General features: G+C 69.9%; 11 protein-coding genes and 1 pseudogene. 4 read left to right on the top strand and 8 right to left on the bottom strand.

Going from position 1 to position 15,797, the window contains the following annotated elements; all coding sequences use genetic code 11:
- Positions 1-119: 119 nt before the first annotated feature.
- Complete coding sequence (locus AC1RVY_RS21875) at positions 120-1,502, bottom strand: AmpG family muropeptide MFS transporter (protein WP_369641121.1); 1,383 nt, start codon at positions 1,500-1,502, stop codon at positions 120-122.
- Between the two features lie 126 nt (positions 1,503-1,628).
- Between AC1RVY_RS21875 and AC1RVY_RS21870 the strand changes: the two genes are divergently transcribed.
- Positions 1,629-2,480: a M48 family metallopeptidase gene (locus AC1RVY_RS21870; protein WP_218296651.1), complete on the top strand. Its 852-nt coding sequence runs from the start codon at positions 1,629-1,631 to the stop codon at positions 2,478-2,480.
- A gap of 128 nt (positions 2,481-2,608) precedes the next feature.
- Here the strand turns inward: AC1RVY_RS21870 and AC1RVY_RS21865 are convergent, their stop codons facing one another.
- The 6 genes from AC1RVY_RS21865 to AC1RVY_RS21840 form a co-directional block, all read right to left on the bottom strand.
- Entirely contained in the window at positions 2,609-3,694 is a 1,086-nt protein-coding gene (locus tag AC1RVY_RS21865) for a GGDEF domain-containing protein (protein WP_218296652.1), read from the bottom strand.
- A gap of 123 nt (positions 3,695-3,817) precedes the next feature.
- Entirely contained in the window at positions 3,818-4,147 is a 330-nt protein-coding gene (locus tag AC1RVY_RS21860) for a DUF2218 domain-containing protein (RefSeq protein ID WP_218296653.1), read from the bottom strand.
- Positions 4,144-4,965: an ABC transporter ATP-binding protein gene (locus AC1RVY_RS21855; protein ID WP_218296654.1), complete on the bottom strand. Its 822-nt coding sequence runs from the start codon at positions 4,963-4,965 to the stop codon at positions 4,144-4,146. Before AC1RVY_RS21855 ends, AC1RVY_RS21860 begins: the two co-directional genes overlap by 4 nt.
- A gap of 165 nt (positions 4,966-5,130) precedes the next feature.
- Complete coding sequence (locus AC1RVY_RS21850; RefSeq protein ID WP_492808131.1) at positions 5,131-6,219, bottom strand: FecCD family ABC transporter permease; 1,089 nt, start codon at positions 6,217-6,219, stop codon at positions 5,131-5,133.
- Positions 6,220-6,284: 65 nt separating this feature from the next.
- Positions 6,285-7,220, bottom strand: a complete 936-nt coding sequence (locus tag AC1RVY_RS21845) for an alpha/beta hydrolase (protein ID WP_492808129.1) — start codon at positions 7,218-7,220, stop codon at positions 6,285-6,287.
- A gap of 8 nt (positions 7,221-7,228) precedes the next feature.
- Complete coding sequence (locus AC1RVY_RS21840) at positions 7,229-8,383, bottom strand: ABC transporter substrate-binding protein (RefSeq protein ID WP_218296656.1); 1,155 nt, start codon at positions 8,381-8,383, stop codon at positions 7,229-7,231.
- Between the two features lie 229 nt (positions 8,384-8,612).
- On the opposite strand from AC1RVY_RS21840, the gene AC1RVY_RS21835 reads away from it, so the two are divergent.
- A complete protein-coding gene (locus AC1RVY_RS21835) occupies positions 8,613-9,614 on the top strand; it encodes a helix-turn-helix transcriptional regulator (RefSeq protein WP_492808127.1) in 1,002 nt (333 codons plus the stop codon).
- A 353-nt stretch (positions 9,615-9,967) separates the two neighbouring features.
- Positions 9,968-12,097, top strand: a complete 2,130-nt coding sequence (locus AC1RVY_RS21830) for a TonB-dependent receptor (RefSeq protein WP_492808125.1) — start codon at positions 9,968-9,970, stop codon at positions 12,095-12,097.
- A 233-nt stretch (positions 12,098-12,330) separates the two neighbouring features.
- Here the strand turns inward: AC1RVY_RS21830 and AC1RVY_RS21825 are convergent.
- Positions 12,331-12,429, bottom strand: a pseudogene (locus AC1RVY_RS21825) (MBL fold metallo-hydrolase); the annotation flags it as partial.
- 542 nt (positions 12,430-12,971) lie between these two features.
- Here AC1RVY_RS21825 and AC1RVY_RS21820 point away from each other — a divergent pair.
- Positions 12,972-15,665, top strand: coding sequence for an IPTL-CTERM sorting domain-containing protein (locus AC1RVY_RS21820; RefSeq protein WP_492808123.1), 2,694 nt, complete (start codon positions 12,972-12,974; stop codon positions 15,663-15,665).
- Positions 15,666-15,797: the final 132 nt, after the last annotated feature.

Raw genomic sequence — 15,797 nt, 5'->3', positions numbered from 1 at the left:
GCCCCCATGCTCGCGCGCGGGCGTCTCCCCGTGTTGAAGCCTCCGTAAAGTTGCGGTAAACCGCCGGGGGTGACAAACAGGCGATTGCTATAAATTGGATAGCTATTCGCGCCTTGCCATCAAGCGCCAGAAGCCGTTTTTACCCTGGATGCCAGCCACACCAGCACCAGCACCGGCAACCCCAGCATCGCGGTGGCCGTGAAGAAGTGCGCGTAGCCGAAGGCATTCACGTAGTCGCCCGAGAACCCCGCCACGAACTTCGGGGCAAGCAGCATCATGGAGCTGAACAGCGCGTACTGCGTGGCCGAGTAGCTCACGTTGGTCAGGCTCGACAGGTAGGCGATGAACGCCGCCGACGCGATGCCGCTGGCCAGGTTGTCGGCCGACACCACGGCGATGAGCGCCGTCACGTCGTGCCCGTGGCCCGCCAGCCAGGCGAACAGCAGGTTGCTCGCGGCGCTCAGGATGGCGCCCAGCATCAGGATGCGCATCACGCCAAACCGCATCGACAGCACGCCGCCCACGAAGGCGCCCGCCAGCGTCATGATCACGCCGTACACCTTGGTCACGGCGGCCACCTCGTCCTTGGTGAAGCCCATATCCACGTAGAACGGGTTGGCCATGATGCCCATCACCACGTCGCTGATGCGATAGACGGCGATGAGCGCCAGGATCAGCGCCGCGTGCCAGCCGTAGCGGCGCAGGAAGTCGGCGAAGGGCTCCACCATGGCGCCCTGGATCCACTCGGCCGCGTTTCTGGCCGGGGGCAGTTGCACGGGCGCGGGCTCGCGCGAGAACAGCACGGTGACCACGCCCACCGCCATCGACGCCGCCATGGCCAGGTAGGCCGCCTGCCAGGCGCCGTTCTGGTACGCGGCCGCGCCTTGCGCCACCACCTGCCCCACCGCAGGGGCCACTTCGGAGCGCGCCGCAATCCACAACACGCCCGCACCGGCCCAGATCATGGCCAGGCGGTAGCCTGTCTGGTACGAGGCCGCCAGCGCGGCCTGGTGGTTGGCGTCGGCCGATTCGATGCGGAACGCATCGAGCGCGATGTCCTGCGTGGCCGAGCCGAACGCCACCGCCAGCGCGCACCACACGATGGGTCCGAGCGTCTGGCGCGGGTCGGCCAGCGCCATGCCGATGAGTCCGCCCACGATGAGCGCCTGCGACAGCAGCAGCCAGCTGCGCCGCCGTCCCAAGGCCCGGGTGAGCAGCGGGATCGGCATGCGGTCCACCAGCGGCGCCCACACCCACTTGAAACCGTAGGCCAGGCCCACCCAGCTCAGGTACCCGATGGTGCTGCGGTCGATGCCCGCCTCGCGCAGGCGAAAGCTCAGCGTGCCCAGCACCAGCAGCAGCGGCAGCCCGGCGGAGAACCCGAGCGTGAGCATGCGCAGGCTGGCGGGCTCCAGGTACACGCGCAGGGTCTGCAGCCAGGGCGTGCGCGCGGACTTTTCGGGGCTGAGGCCGGGGGGGGATGAAGTGGATGTGTCTGACATGGGGGGCGGAGGTTTTGTCTATCATCGCCGACACCCTTGCAGCCCGGCCTGCCAGCCTCCATCTGGCGACAAGCCCTGGTGTGTGGTGCGCCAGCGCTGCTTATTATTCCTTCAGGGATTGCCTGTATGTGCCTTTTCTGCCCCGCTCCCTCCGTTGCACCGTCGTCCCCGTGGTCGGCGCGCCGTGCGTTCCTGCTGGCGGCCGGCGCCACTGCCGCCGCGCCGGTGCTCGCGCAGGTGGACGTGGGCACGGCGTCCAGCCTGCGCAAGCTGGTGCCCGCCGAGACGCTGGAAAACTCGGCCGCCCAGCAGTACCAGCAGATGCTGCAGCAGGCCAAGGCCAAGCGCGCGCTGGCGCCCGAGGGGCATCCGCAGCTGCAGCGCCTGCACGCCATCGCCAAGCGGCTGATCCCGTACGCCGCGCCGTGGAACGACCGCGCCAGGCAGTGGCGCTGGGAGGTCAATCTCATCGGCAGCCAGCAGATCAACGCGTTCTGCATGCCCGGCGGCAAGATCGCGTTCTACACCGGCATCCTGGACCAGCTCAAGCTCACCGACGACGAGGCCGCGATGATCATGGGCCACGAAATGGCCCATGCGCTGCGCGAACATGCGCGCGAGCGCATCGCCAAGACGCAGGGCACCAACCTCGCGCTGCGGCTGGGCTCGCAGCTGCTGGGCCTGGGCGACCTGGGCCAGGCGGCCGCCGGCCTGGGCGGGCAGCTGCTCACGCTGCAGTTCAGCCGCTCGGACGAGAGCGAGGCCGACCTGGTGGGCCTGGAGCTGGCCGCCCGCGCGGGCTACCAGCCCTCGGCCGCCGTGAGCCTGTGGAAGAAGATGGGCAATGCCAGCGGCAGCAAGCAGGGCGGGCTGGCGTTCCTGTCCACCCACCCCTCGGGTCCCGCGCGCATCCATGAGCTGGAGCTGAACGTGCCCAAGGTGCAGGGCCTGTACGAGGCGGCGCGGCGCAACGGCTGAGGCGCCGGGCGGCCCCCGGGGCCGGGTGCTGGCGCCGCGTTGCTATTAAAATGGTAGCTTGCTGCGCTTGTCCATCAAGCGCCAGCTGCCTTTTTTGTGCCCTGCCCCGCTCGGCATGGACGTTGGCCTCAGGCCACGCTCACGCGGTTGCGGCCTGCGTGCTTGGCTTCGTAGAGCGCCTTGTCGGCGCGCACGATGGCGGCCTGCAGGTCGTCCGCGCCATGCACCTGCGCCACGCCAAACGACATGGTGAGCGACAGGGGCGCGGGGCCGACCTCCATCGGCGTTGCCTGCACCGCGGCGCGGATGCGTTCGGCCGTGGCGCAGGCGGCGTCGAGCGGGCTGGCGGGCATCAGCGCCAGGAACTCCTCGCCGCCCCAGCGGGCGAGCACGTCGCCTTCGCGCAGGCTCTGGCTGAGCGTGCGGGCCATGGCCACCAGCACCTCGTCGCCCACGGCATGGCCGTACTGGTCGTTCACGCGCTTGAAGTGGTCCACGTCGCACAGCAGCAGGGCGATGGGCGTGCCGTCGCGCTGGCCGCGGGCCAGCGTGTGGGCGGCCAGCGCCTCGAAGTGGCTGCGGTTGTTCAGGCCGGTCAGCGGGTCCAGCGTGGCCTGCTTGCGCAACCGGCCCTCGGCGATGAGGATGGTGCGGCGGTAGAACGCCGCCAGCGCCGCCGACATCGCGAACACCAGGCAGATGTGGATCCAGTTGACGATCTTCACGCTCAGGGGCGGCAGGGGGGCCAGCGGCCCCAGGTGGTCGCACAGCACCTGCAGGCCCAGGTAGTACGCCAGCAGCGCGATCACCATGGGCGCCGCGAAGCCGCGCGTGTTGGCGATCACGATGGCCGGAATGAACAGCAGCAGGTAGTAGTGAAAGCCGCTGTTCCAGCCGATGAGCAGCGAGCCCAGTGCCGCGTGGCCCACCACCTCCAGCCAGATCAGCGCCAGCGCGGCCGCGTTGTAGCGCGACTGGATGAGCCGGTAGGCTCCCAGGTACATCGCGATGCTCACCAGGTTGACGGCCGCCAGCGGCAGCGACCCCAGCCACAGGAACAGCACGATGTAGCCGCCGTCGATGGCCGCCGCCGTGAGCGCCACGCGCTGCACCATGGCCCAGTAGGCCTTGCCCGCCAGGCTGGAGCCGCGCTGCGGGATGGCGAACGGGCGGGGCGGGCGGGGCTCGGGGCGGGCGGATGCGGAATGTGCCATGGCGGGCAGGGGCCTCGCCGGTGTTCGGGCACCGGTGCGGCGCGATAACAAAATGTCACATTCTAGGAAGCGCCTGCGCGGCCCATCGTCCGATGTGGGCGGCAGGCGGGCCGCAATTGGGGCTTAAGGGGCGGGGGGCGCCGTGCCAGCCGCCGGCGCGCTGACGGTTTGCACGGGCTGCCAGTCCACGGCCATGGGGCTCTTGCGCGAGAACAGCTCCACGTGCGAGTCGATCGCGAACTGCACCCGGTCCAGGCTGGCCTGGTCGTCGGCGCTGCAGTCGAAGTGCAGCGCCGCGCCATCGGCCCGCAGCAGGCACAGGCCCCAGGGAAAGTGGGCCTGGCCCTGGTGCTCGTCATACGTCACGGTGATCTTGCGCGTGAAGTGGTAGCACAGGCGCTGCAGGTAGCGGCTGGCGTCGGGCGTGGGCACATGGCCCTGGCGTCGCATCATGGGAAGGGGCTGGTTGTGGTCATGGAAGAAGCGGCATCCAGCGGCAGCGCGGCGTCGGCCAGCACCAGCAGGTTGCCTTGCGAGCAGCGCTCCACGCGGGCCTGGACGCCATAGGCGCGCCGCAGCAGCGCGGGGGTCAGCAGCGGGGCCGGCGCGCCGGCGGCCAGCACGCCGCCGCCGCCCAGCACCAGCACCTGCTGGCAAAAGCGCAGCGCCAGGTTCAGGTCGTGCACGGCCACCAGGCCCACGGTGCCCTGCTGCTGCACCAGGTCGCGCACGGCCTGCAGCACCTGCAGCTGCCAGCGCAGGTCGAGCGCGCTGGTGGGCTCGTCCAGCAGCAGCAGGCGCGGCGCGCGCACGATGGCCTGCGCCAGTCCCACCATCTGGCGCTGCCCGCCCGAGAGTTCATCGAGCCGGCGCAGCGCCAGCGCCTGCAGCCCCAGCGATGCCACGACGGATTCGATGGCCGCCTCGCGCCGGGCGGCGCTCCAGTCGCTGCGCCCGGCGCGCAGGGCGCTGTGCCAGGTCTCGTAGGCCACGAGCGAGGTGCTCTGGGGCAGCGCCTGCGGCAGGTAGCCCACGCGGCGCAGGCGCTCGCGGGGCGGCAGGGTGGCCAGGTCCGTGCCCTCGAGCCACACGCGGCCCTGCGCCGGCCGCAGCCCGGCCACGGCCTTGAGCAGCGTGGACTTGCCCACCGCGTTGGGCCCCACCACGGCCACCAGCGTGCCGGCGGGCACGGCAGGCAGGTCCACGCCCTGCAGCACGGGCCGGCCGGGGTAGCCGGCGGTGAGTTGTTCGAGGGTCAGGCCGGTTGTCATATCAAGCCTCCATGGCGCTACGTACCCTCGGCAGCCAATGAAACTGACGCGGCCCGGGCCAGCGCCCCCGCGCAAGGGCCGCCCCGCCGCGCTGGGGGCGTCCTCCTCCCGCGTCGCGCAGCAATGTGAGAGAGGGGGAAGACGCGCAGCGGCTCAGGGGGTGCTTCATGTGGCCCTTCTCTGGCGCAGCACCAGCACCATGAACAGCGGCACGCCCACCAGCGCGGTGATGATGCCGATGGGCAGCACCACGCCGGGCACCAGCGCCTTGCTGAGGATGGACGCGAGCGACAGCATCAGCGCCCCGGCCAGCGCGCTGCCGGGCAGGTAGTAGCGGTGGTCCTCGCCCAGCAGCATGCGCGCGATGTGCGGCCCCACCAGGCCCACGAAGCCGATGGTGCCCACGAACGACAGGGCGGTGGCCGCCAGCAGGCTCACGCGCAGCAGCGTGACCAGGCGCAGCCGCTCCACCCCGATGCCGAAGCTGCGCGCCTGGTCCTCGCCCGCGCGCAGCGCCGTGAGGGCCCAGGCCTGGCGCGCCGACCAGAGCATGCACAGCGCCAGCACGGTGCCCACGATGCCGATCTTGGTCCAGGTGGCGCGGCCTAGGCTGCCCATGGTCCAGAACACGATCTGCTGCAGCGCGTTGCTGTCGGCGATGAACTGCAGCAGCCACAGCAGGGCCTCGAAGCTGAACAGCAGCGCGATGCCGAACAGCACCACGGTGTCCACCGTGGCGCCCTGGCGCCAGGCCAGCAACTGGATCAGCGCCGTGGCGCTGGCCGCGCCCGCGAAGGCGCACAGCGGCACGGCCAGGTTCTCGCCCCAGGCCACGAGCGTGAAGCCCGTGACCACGGCGGCCGAAGCGCCCACGGCCGCCGCCGCCGACACCCCGAGCGTGAACGGGCTGGCCAGCGGGTTGTTGAGCGCGGTCTGCATCTCGGCCCCCGCCAGGCCCAGGCTGGCGCCCACCAGCACGGCCATCACCGCGTAGGGCAGGCGCACTTCCCACAGGATGACCTGCTGCGCCTGCGGCAGGCTGGCGGGGGCGAACAGGCCCCGCAGCACGTCGGCGAACGCGAAGGTGGAGGGGCCGAGCGCGATGTCGGCCACCACGCTGGCGCACAGCACGGCGAGCAGGGCGGCCAGCAGCAGCAGGCGCAGGCGCACGAAGTGCTGGTAGCGCCGCGCCAGCGAACCAGCGCGGGCCGCGTCCAGGGGCGGCGGCAAGGGAGACGGGGCGGCGGGGTTCAACGAAGGCAGTTCCGGGGCTGGGCGTGTGGGGTGCGAGAGGGTTCCATGGCGCGGGGCGGCGGTTTTCAGCGGGGCTGCTGGGCCCATGCCAGGGCGTCGATGAGCCCCGGCGCCATGGCGCCGCCATGGTCCACGCCGGGCAATATGCCCATGTGGACGCGCAGTTCGGGCCAGTGCAAGGCCTCCAGCTGGTCCGCCAGCGCCTGCGTGCGTTCGATCATGCGGCGTTCGTGCTGCACGGCGGCGCGTGCCGCGGTGGGGGCGGCCCGGGGCTGCTCCAGGCTGCCCACGCGCAGCTGCAGCCGGGCCCGGAAGGGGCGCGGCGCCGTCGCGTGCGCCTGCATGAACTGCGATGCCGTCTGCAGCACCTGCGCGCCGTTCCACCACACCGACGGGCTGGTGGCCGCATACCGGGTGAACAGCGCGGGGCGCGTGAACAGCGCGTGCAGCACCAGCAGGCCGCCGAACGAGTGCCCGCTCAGCGCCTGGCGCTGCGGGTCGATGGCAAACGCCCGCGCCACGCGCGGCTGCAGCTCGCGCGCGATGAAGTCGAGCAGGATGTCCGCGCCGCCGGCCTCGGGCGTGGCCGAGCCGCCGGGCGCGGGCGGCGTGTAGTCGCGCTGGCGTTGCGCGGGGTGGACCACGGCATCGCCGGGGTGGCCGATGCCCACGACGATGGCGCTGTCCGCGCGCATCTGCGCGGGGCGCGCTGCCTCATTGCGGGCCAGCTGGGCCGCGAGCGCAAAGGCGGCATTGCCGTCGAGCACATACAGCACGGGGTGTCCGGTGGCGGGCGCGGGGCCGGCGGACTGCTGCACCCAGATGCGCCAGACGCGGCCGCTCGCCGGGTCGCGCAGGTCCAGCTGGTGCGTGTCCGGCAGCCGCGCGGGGCCCGCCTGCAGCAGGGACGCCTCTGGCGCGCCGCTGGCGCAGCCCGCCAGCCACAGGCTGGCACCAGAGGCCAGCAGCGCGCGGCGGCGGGTGTCGCGGGGCATGGGCATGGAGCGCATCAGAGGCTGGTCCAGTACACGCCCGTCAGCGGGATGGGCTGGAAGCGGGTGAACATCGTCTGCAGGGTGTCGCGCGGGTCCAGGTCGGCAAACAGCTCGGGGTGCAGCCATTTGGCGAACACCTGCACCGCCACGACATTGAAGGGCGAGTTGTAGTAGTGGTGCCAGATGGCATGCGCGCGGCCGGGCTGCTGCACGGCCTGCAGCTGGGCGATGCCCCGGCGCTGCGTGGCGCGCGCCAGCGAGGCGCGGGCGGCCTCGGGCGTGGCGTCGGCGCCCAGCACGATGCGCAGGGGGGATTTCTCGGCCGTGGCCATGCTGCCGATGCCGGTGCCGATGTACAGCTGGGGCTGCGTGGCGATCAGGAATTCGGGGTTGAGCGTGCCGTGCTCGCCCGGAATGCGACCGCGCGCCACATTCTGAGCCCCGGCGGCATCCAGCAGCACGCCCACCAGGCCGACCATGGTGGCGCAGCATTCATCGGCCAGGCCCACGCGGTTCTCCAGGAACACGCCGGGGTGCCGCGTGCCGGCCGGCAGAGTGCGCAGGCGAGCTTCCACGCGGTCGAGCTGGGCCCGCCAATAGGTGTTGAACGCCTGGGCCTCCTGGCGCTTGCCCAGCACGGCGCCCAGCAGCTCCATGCTGCGCGCCGTGTTGCGGAGCGGGTCGTGGCGGAAGTCGACGAACACCACGGCCACGCCGGCCGCCTCCAGGCGGGCCAGCGTTTCGCGGTCGTTCTTGCTCGGGCCGTGGCCACCCGCCAGCCCCAGGATGGCGACCTGCGGACGCAGCGCGATGGCCTGTTCGTCGCTGAAGCTGCCGCTGCTGTTGCGGCCCACGCGCGGCACCTTGTCGATCTGCGGGAAACGGCCGCGCCACTGCGCATAGCCGGCGGCATCCAGCGTCTCGTAGTCGCCCATCATGCCCACCAGGCGGCGGGCCACGTCGTCGCGCTCGAACACGCCCAGCGCGGGCAGCAGCCGGCCTTCGCCCAGCAGGATGCGCTCCACCTTGGCCGGCAGGGTGACGGCGCGGCCCGCCAGGTCGGTCACGGTCTGCGTGCCCCCCTGCGCGCGCGTGGGCGAGGCACCCAGGACCAGGGCGCAGAGCAGGGCCGCCAGTGGCGCCCAGGGGCAAAAACGGATCAGGGGCATGGGAGGGACGGTGTGCGGGCGGCCATCGGCGGCGGCCGGTTCAATGGACAATATTGAGAATCATTTGCATTTATTATGCCGACTTGCTAGCATCCCATGCCCCGGTGCCCGCCGTGTTTGCCAAGCGGAGAAAAACCTTTGCGCAAACGCCAGGCCCCGGGTTCCACGCGCCGTGGTGCATTGCCGTCCGCTGACCCTGCCGCTTTTTCGCCGTCACACCTGCCTGCCCATGTCTGTCGTCAGCCCCTTGAAAGTGCTGTCCGCCGCGCCCGCGTCGGACGGCATGCAGGCGTCGCTGCAGCGCCATCTGCAGCGCCTGCGCGTGCTGCGCCCGGGCCTGCACCTGCACGCGGACGATGCCGCCGATGCGCAGGATTTCACGGCCAGCGGCGAGATGGAGACGGGCCTGCGCATCGTGGTGCTGCTGGAGGGCTCGGTGGACGTGAGCTATGGGCCGCGCCGCGTGGCGCTGTCGAGCGCGGCGGACCACGCCCGCCAGTCCCACGATGCAGGCCTGGCCAGCCTGCCGCGCGCCCTGCTGGTGTCGGTGGCGGAGCCGGAGCGCTTCGAGCGCCGCGCCCGCAAGGGCGCGTATGCGCGCCGGGTGAGCGTGGGCCTGGGCGGCGAATGGCTGGAGCAGGTGGCCGGCCCGTCGGCCTCCGGCGCCATCGAGGCCTTCCGCCGCCAACACCTGGCCATGCACCACTGGCAGCCCTCGGCGCGCATCGCCGCCCTGGCCGAGCAGATCACCCATGCGCCGGACCTGAGCCCCCTGCTGCTGCACCTGTACCTGGAGAGCCGCGCGCTGGAGCTGGTGGGCGAGGCGCTGGGCAGCCTGGCGCAGCACGCCCCCGGGCCCGCGCCCGCGCCGGCACCTGCTCCCGCGCCCACCGGGCTGCGGCTGCTGCCCCACGAGCACCGGCGCATGCGGGCGCTGCATGCCTTCCTGCAGACCGAAGGGGCCATGGACCTGTCGCTCGATGCCCTGGCGCGCCAGGCCGGCACCAACGCGAACACGCTGCAGCGGCACTTTCGGGCGGTGTACGGCACGACGGTGTTCGACTTCGTGCGCGAAAGCCGCCTGCAGCGCGCCCGCAAGGCCCTGGAGCAGGAGGGCCTGACCGTGGGCCAGGCGGCGCTGGTGGCGGGCTACAACAGCGCCGCCAACTTCGCCACGGCCTACCGCAAGCGCTTTGGCATGCCCCCCAAGCTGGCGCGAGTGAGGGTCTGAAGCCCGCCGGGCCGCCTCGCGGCTCCCCCGGTCCTGGCAAGGCCCGTTCCACGGCGGCCCTGGCGGGGCCGCGGCAAACGTCTTTGTTGGGCGTGCAAACACAGGGCGGCGGGCTGCGTGAAATCATCGCTCCCATGCCGGGTGGAACCAGCCGGCACGCCTTGCAACACGTTCCGGGCACCGCGCCTGGATGGCTTCCTCGCTGAGCCACTGCGCGCCCTGAGTGAAATCGCATTCATTCCTGTTTGCAATCCGTTGGCGAGGCGGACTCCCTTCTCGTTCGTTTTTGATTCAGGACTTCTATGCAGACTCGCCGCCCATCCCCGGGTGTCCCCCGGGCACATCCTTTTGCCTTGCGCCAGGTCGCCCAGGCCTGCGCGTGGACCTTGCTGGCGGGTGCCGGCGCGGCCCTGGCGCAGCAGAACGCGCCCGCCCCGTCCGCCACGCTGCTGCGGGAAGTCACGGTGAATGCGGCCGCCGAGACTCCCGACAGCCTGCCAGCCGCGGCCCCGGGCGGCCAGGTCGCCAGGGGCACGCGGCTGGGCGTGCTCGGCAACGTGGGGGTCATGGACACGCCGTTCAACATGACGGGCTACACCGCCGAAGGCATCGCCGACCAGCAGGCGCAGACCGTGGGCGCGGTGCTCAAGAACGACCCTTCGGTGCGCACCACCACCAACGAAGGCCACATCGTCGAGAACTTCATCATCCGGGGCTTCGGCGTGGGCGCCGGCTCGCTGGCCATCAACGGTGCCTATGGCCTGGCGCCCGAGCAGAACACGCCCACCGAGATGTTCGAGCGGGTGGAGGTGCTCAAGGGCCCCGGCGCCATGATGATGGGCCTGCCCCCCGCGGGCGACGTGGGCGGCGCGATCAACCTCGTGCCCAAGCGCGCGGGCAAGGAGCCGCTCACGCGCGTGACCACCACCTATTCGTCCCAATCCAACGTGGGCGTGCACGCCGACGTGTCGCGCCGCTTCGGCGGGGAACAGCGCCTGGGCGTGCGCGTCAATGGCGTGCTGTCGGGCGGCGAGACCTGGCTCGACCACCAGACCAAGGCGCGCGAGATCGGCCACCTGGCGCTGGACTACCAGGGCGAGGGCTGGAACGTGGAGGCCGATGCCTATTCGCTCAGGAACAAGGTGCGCAAGGGCTCGCCCATGCAGCCCATCATCGCGGGCTGGACCACGGTGCCCAAGGCGCCCGACGGCTCCACCAACTTCTTCTACGGCGAGGGCGTGTACAGCAACACGCAGACCCAGGGCCTCATCGTGCGCGGCCAGGCGAAGATCAACGCGGGCTGGACGGCGTTTGCCTCGGCGGGCAAGGCCGAGCATTCCTACGACGGCTTCATCTTCGGCACCCGCCCGGTGTGGACGGCGGCGAACGCGGCCTCGGGCAACGCCACGGGCACGGCCTACAACTCCTGGGGCGAGTACGGCACCACCACGGCCGAGCTGGGCCTGCGCGGCCAGTTCGGCACCGGCGCCGTGGCGCACAGGCTGACCCTGGCCGCCAACGTGATGAATTACGAAGGCGGCAGCCGCGGCAACGGCACGGCGCCCATCAACAGCAACATCTACCACCCCACGCCCATCACCATGCCGGCCGGGGCGGCGGCATCGACGTACAGCAAGATGAACGATGACGCGATGACGGCGCTGAGCGCGGTCGACACGCTGTCGTTCGCCGACGACCAGGTGCAGCTCACCCTGGGCCTGCGCGCGCAGCGGGTGCACCAAAAGCTCAACAAGTACAAGGAGAGCGCCGTGACGCCGCTGGTGGGCGTGGTGGCCAAGCCCTGGGGCGAGACCGTTGCGCTGTACGGCAACTACGTGGAAGGCCTGAGCGCGGGCACGACCGTGAAGGCGCCCTATGCCAACGAAGGCCAGACCTTCGCGCCGTACAAGAGCAAGCAGATGGAGGTCGGCGTGAAGTGGGTGAGCGGCAGCCTGACGCAGACCGTGAGCCTGTTCCAGATCAGCAAGCCCGCCCTGATCGAGCAAGACAACCGCCAGGTGCTCGACGGCGAGCAGCGCAACCGGGGCGTGGAGTGGAACGTGTTCGGGCAGTTGGCCCCGGCGCTTTCCCTGTTGGGCGGCGTGGCCTACACCGAGGCCGACCAGACCCGGACGAACAAGGGCGTGAACCAGGGCCGCGCGCAGTTTGGCGTGCCCCGGCTCACCCTGAACCTGGGTGCCGACTGGGCGGTTCCCGGCGTGCAGGGCCTGTCGGTGAACGGCCGCGTGAACCACACCGGTTCGCAATGGCTCACGGGCGACAACAGCGTGAAGCTGCCGTCCTGGACCACCCTGGACGTGGGCGCCCGCTATGCCACGCGTCTTGGCGCGCAACCGGTGGTGCTGCGCGCCACGGTGACCAACCTCGCCAACCGCGCGTATTTCGAGAGCATCTGGGGCGCGGGCCGGGTGAACGTGGGCGCGCCGCGCGCCGTGCGCCTGTCGGCCTCGTTCGACTTCTGATCTCGGCGAAGCACGGCGCGAGCGAAGCAACCCCGCCACGGGGTCTGGCGTGTGTCCTGGTGGGCACGCCAGGCGCCTGTGGTGGGGCTGGTTATGCTATTAATATAGTAGCTATTGGCGCTTGATGGATAGGCGCTGGCGGCCAAAAACATCCAAAACACCAAGACTTCCGTCGGCACGGCATGCAAGCCGGGCCACGGGCCGCGCGCCGCCGCGGGTCTGTCCAGCGGGGCTCAGGTCCCGCCCACGTAGGGATTGCTCTGGCGCTCCCGCCCGAACGTGCTCCCGGGCCCGTGGCCGGGAATGAACACCGTCTGATCTCCCATCGGCCACTGTTGTGACAACGTGAGGCCCAGGCTCCGAACCTCCGTGAACAGCAGGTCCAGGTTGCTCACGGGGTCCATCATGACGACCTGGTGGGGTGTTGCTGACAGAGATAGGCAGTTGCAAACAGGGATTGACGATCTCGCGGGGCCGCGCTGGAGCACCATCAGGATGCCGTGGATGCCGTGGATGCTTGGGGGCGTCGCATGGGCCCGTGCCCAGGCAAGCAGCCGGAGGATGTTGTGCCACGTCGGGCATGCCCGCACGCAGATTTTGATACGCACAGTCAATTTGTCTGAAACTCCCAGTCAATCTGGATGTGGTTGACCCTCCTAGGATGCGATAGCTGGTCAGCGATGTTCGTCTCGCGCTCACTCCAGCCAGGAGGTACTGGCTTTCATTCGGCGCCTTCTCCCCCAAGACTCATTCAGGGAAGACGGTTCCAGTGAAGCCATTGCAAGCCCAGTGCACAGCGGTCTTATTTCGCATTCATCAGATCCGGCGTTCGCTGTCCCGGATTTACCAGACGCCTGGCTCCCGTTGCGGGGCCATGGCGATGATCCGCCGCTCCGTCCCGGGGGCGCTTTTGCGCTGCACCGTCGCGTTGGCCATGGTGCTGCTGTCAGGTGTTGTGCAGGCGCAGACCAACACCTGGGCTGGCAGCGGCAGCCTGGCTACCGCACGCAAAGCCCATACCGCAACGGTCCTGCCCGATGGCACCGTGCTGATTGCGGGGGGCTGGGCCTACAGCAGCAGCAACCTTGCCAGCACCGAGTTGTATGACCCGGTCGCAGGCACCTGGAGCGCCAAAGGAAATCTAAATGCTGGGCGCGCGTACCACACCGCCACCCTGCTGCCCAATGGCAAGGTGCTGGTTTCCGGTGGAGCAGGGAGCCGCGGCGCGCTTGCCGGCGCCGAACTCTACGACCTTGGCACAGGCAGTTGGAGCGCCACGGGCAGCATGTCCGGCGCACGTTTGTTCCACACCGCCACCCTGCTGGCCAATGGCAAAGTGCTTGTCGCGGGGAATGGCGCAGAGGTCTACGACCCGGCCACCGGCCAGTGGAGCACCACGGGCACCATGGTCACCACGCGCGACGCCCACACTGCCACGTTGTTGCCCAACGGCAAGGTACTCGTCGCGGGGGGGAACAACGCGGACGTTGGCTACCTTGCCACCGCTGAACTTTACGACCCGGTCACTGGCACATGGAGCGCCACAGGCACTATGACCACACCGCGTATCAGTCACACCGCCACCCTGCTGCCCAGTGGCAAAGTGCTGGTGGCTGGTGGGGGAGGCAACGGCGCGCGCTCCAGTGCCGAGCTGTACGACCCGGCCACAGGCACGTGGAGCACCACTGGCAACCTGGCCAACAAGCGCAGTTCTCAAACCGCCACGTTGCTGCACAGCGGCAAAGTGCTTGTTGCCGGAGGAGATGGCAGCACTTACCTCGCTAGCGCTGAGCTCTACGATCCCGCTACCGGCACCTGGGACACTACCAGCAGCCTGGCCACCGGCCGGGTCAGCCACACGGCCTCCCTGCTGTCCAACGGTAGAGTGCTCGTTGTAGGCGGGTGGAATACTGGTGGCTACCTCGCAAGTGCCGAGCGATACGAAGTAGGCCCTGGCGCCTGGAGGGCTACCGGCAGCATGATTGGCGGGCGCAGTGTCCACACCTCCACTTTGCTGCGCAGTGGTGAGGTGCTCGTCACCGGCGGTTTCGGCGGTGGCGGGGGTTTTCTTGCAAGCGCTGAACGGTACAACCCCGCCACAGATAGCTGGAGCCCCACGGGCAGCATGATCACCGGGCGCACTTTTCACACCGCCACCGTGCTGCCCAGCGGCAAGGTACTGGTCACTTCAGGGGTCGCGAACGGCGGTGCGCTTGCCAGCGCAGAACTTTACGATCCCGTCGCTGGCACATGGAGTGCTGCCGGCACCCTCGCCGTCGCTCGCTACAACCGCACGGCCACTCTGCTGGCCAATGGCAAGGTGCTTGTCGTGGGAGGTGAGGGCGCTGGCAGCGTCTTCACCAAAGGCGAGCTCTACGATCCCGAGACGAACCAGTGGAGTGTCACAGGCAACATGGCCGATGAGCACATTTATCACACGGCCTCCCTTCTGCCCAATGGCAAAGTGCTTGTCGCAGGTGGATACACCAGCGTCGGCATGCTCTCCAGCACTGAACTCTACGACCCCGTATCCAACGCCTGGAGCCCCGCGGGCGGCATGGCCACCTGGCGCTATTCCCACACGGCCACCCTGCTGCCCGACGGCAAGGTCATCGTCGCGGGGGGGCGGGGCGTCAGTGGCATGCCGGCCGATGCAGAACTCTACGACCCTGGCGCAAATACCTGGCGCGCAGCGGGCAGTCTGGTACGCACCCGCACAGGTCACACGGCCGCCCTGCTGCCCAGTGGCAAGGTCCTCCTCGCGGGCGGAAGCAGCGGCGATTTCGCCAGCTCTGAGCTCTACGACCCGGCCACCGCCACTTGGAGCGCCACGGGCAGCCTGAACACCGGGCGCGTCAACCACCGAGCCACCCTGCTCGCTGACGGCAGGGTCCTGGCTACAGGGGGCAGCGGCAGCTCTGACGCCAGCGTCGAGCTTTATGCAACTTCTGCCCCTGCAGTGCAGACATACAGCGCCATGGTGTCCGTTCTGGTGGGTGGCGGGCCGGGCGGAGGGGGGAGCGTGGGCACGGGTGTGGGGTCGGTAGCGATCAGTGGCGGCGCGCCAGGCTGCGCGCTCGATACCACCGCCACGGGGTTCAGCAGCGCGGTGCCTTCAGGCCTGCCAGCCAACGCCAGCACGCCCGCCGGGATGTTTCGCTTCCGCTCCACAGGCTGCGCGGGCAACACGCTGACGGTGCGAATCACCTACCCCCACGCACTTCCTGCCGGGGTGCAGCTGATGAAGTATGGGCCTGCCAGCGCGGGGGCCGCCAGCAGCTGGTATCCAATGACCGGTGCAACGCTGAGTGCAGACCGGTTGACTGTGGCGTACGCGATCACCGACAACGGCATGGGCGATGGCAATACAGCCGATGCGGGGGTGATTGAAGACCCGTTCGCACCGGTGTTGCTGGCTGCGATCCCCGGCACGTCAGGCCCAGCTTCCATTCCCACCCTGAGCGAGTGGGGGCTGATCCTGTTGTCGCTGATGGCGGCTGGCCTGGGCATGCACCAGATGCGCCGTAGCAGCGCCTTCCGGTCCCGTGCCTGTGGGCGGGGGGCATAGGGCGAAATCGTAGACCTGCGTGGCGGGGCACGTCCCGAGAACTTCACGTCCTTGTCGACATGCTCGCTGCGCGCCGGCGCCGCCATGGCAGGCGTCACCAGGTAGTAGCCGTTGCGCCACTGCACCCTGGGC

The sequence above is a fragment of the Acidovorax sp. GW821-FHT11A03 genome (assembly GCF_058809075.1).
Note: the sequence above shows the minus strand (reverse complement) of the source record. Positions and strands in the feature narration are given on the sequence as shown.

Excerpts from the sequence above, each read along its gene's own strand:
- AC1RVY_RS21875 (WP_369641121.1), bottom strand. The coding sequence starts at position 1,502 with ATGTCAGACACATCCACTTCATCCCCCCCCGGCCTCAGCCCCGAAAAG.
- AC1RVY_RS21870 (WP_218296651.1), top strand. The coding sequence starts at position 1,629 with ATGTGCCTTTTCTGCCCCGCTCCCTCCGTTGCACCGTCGTCCCCGTGG.
- AC1RVY_RS21865 (WP_218296652.1), bottom strand. The coding sequence starts at position 3,694 with ATGGCACATTCCGCATCCGCCCGCCCCGAGCCCCGCCCGCCCCGCCCG.
- AC1RVY_RS21860 (WP_218296653.1), bottom strand. The coding sequence starts at position 4,147 with ATGATGCGACGCCAGGGCCATGTGCCCACGCCCGACGCCAGCCGCTAC.
- AC1RVY_RS21855 (WP_218296654.1), bottom strand. The coding sequence starts at position 4,965 with ATGACAACCGGCCTGACCCTCGAACAACTCACCGCCGGCTACCCCGGC.
- AC1RVY_RS21845 (WP_492808129.1), bottom strand. The coding sequence starts at position 7,220 with ATGCCCATGCCCCGCGACACCCGCCGCCGCGCGCTGCTGGCCTCTGGT.
- AC1RVY_RS21840 (WP_218296656.1), bottom strand. The coding sequence starts at position 8,383 with ATGCCCCTGATCCGTTTTTGCCCCTGGGCGCCACTGGCGGCCCTGCTC.
- AC1RVY_RS21835 (WP_492808127.1), top strand. The coding sequence starts at position 8,613 with ATGTCTGTCGTCAGCCCCTTGAAAGTGCTGTCCGCCGCGCCCGCGTCG.
- AC1RVY_RS21820 (WP_492808123.1), top strand. The coding sequence starts at position 12,972 with ATGGCGATGATCCGCCGCTCCGTCCCGGGGGCGCTTTTGCGCTGCACC.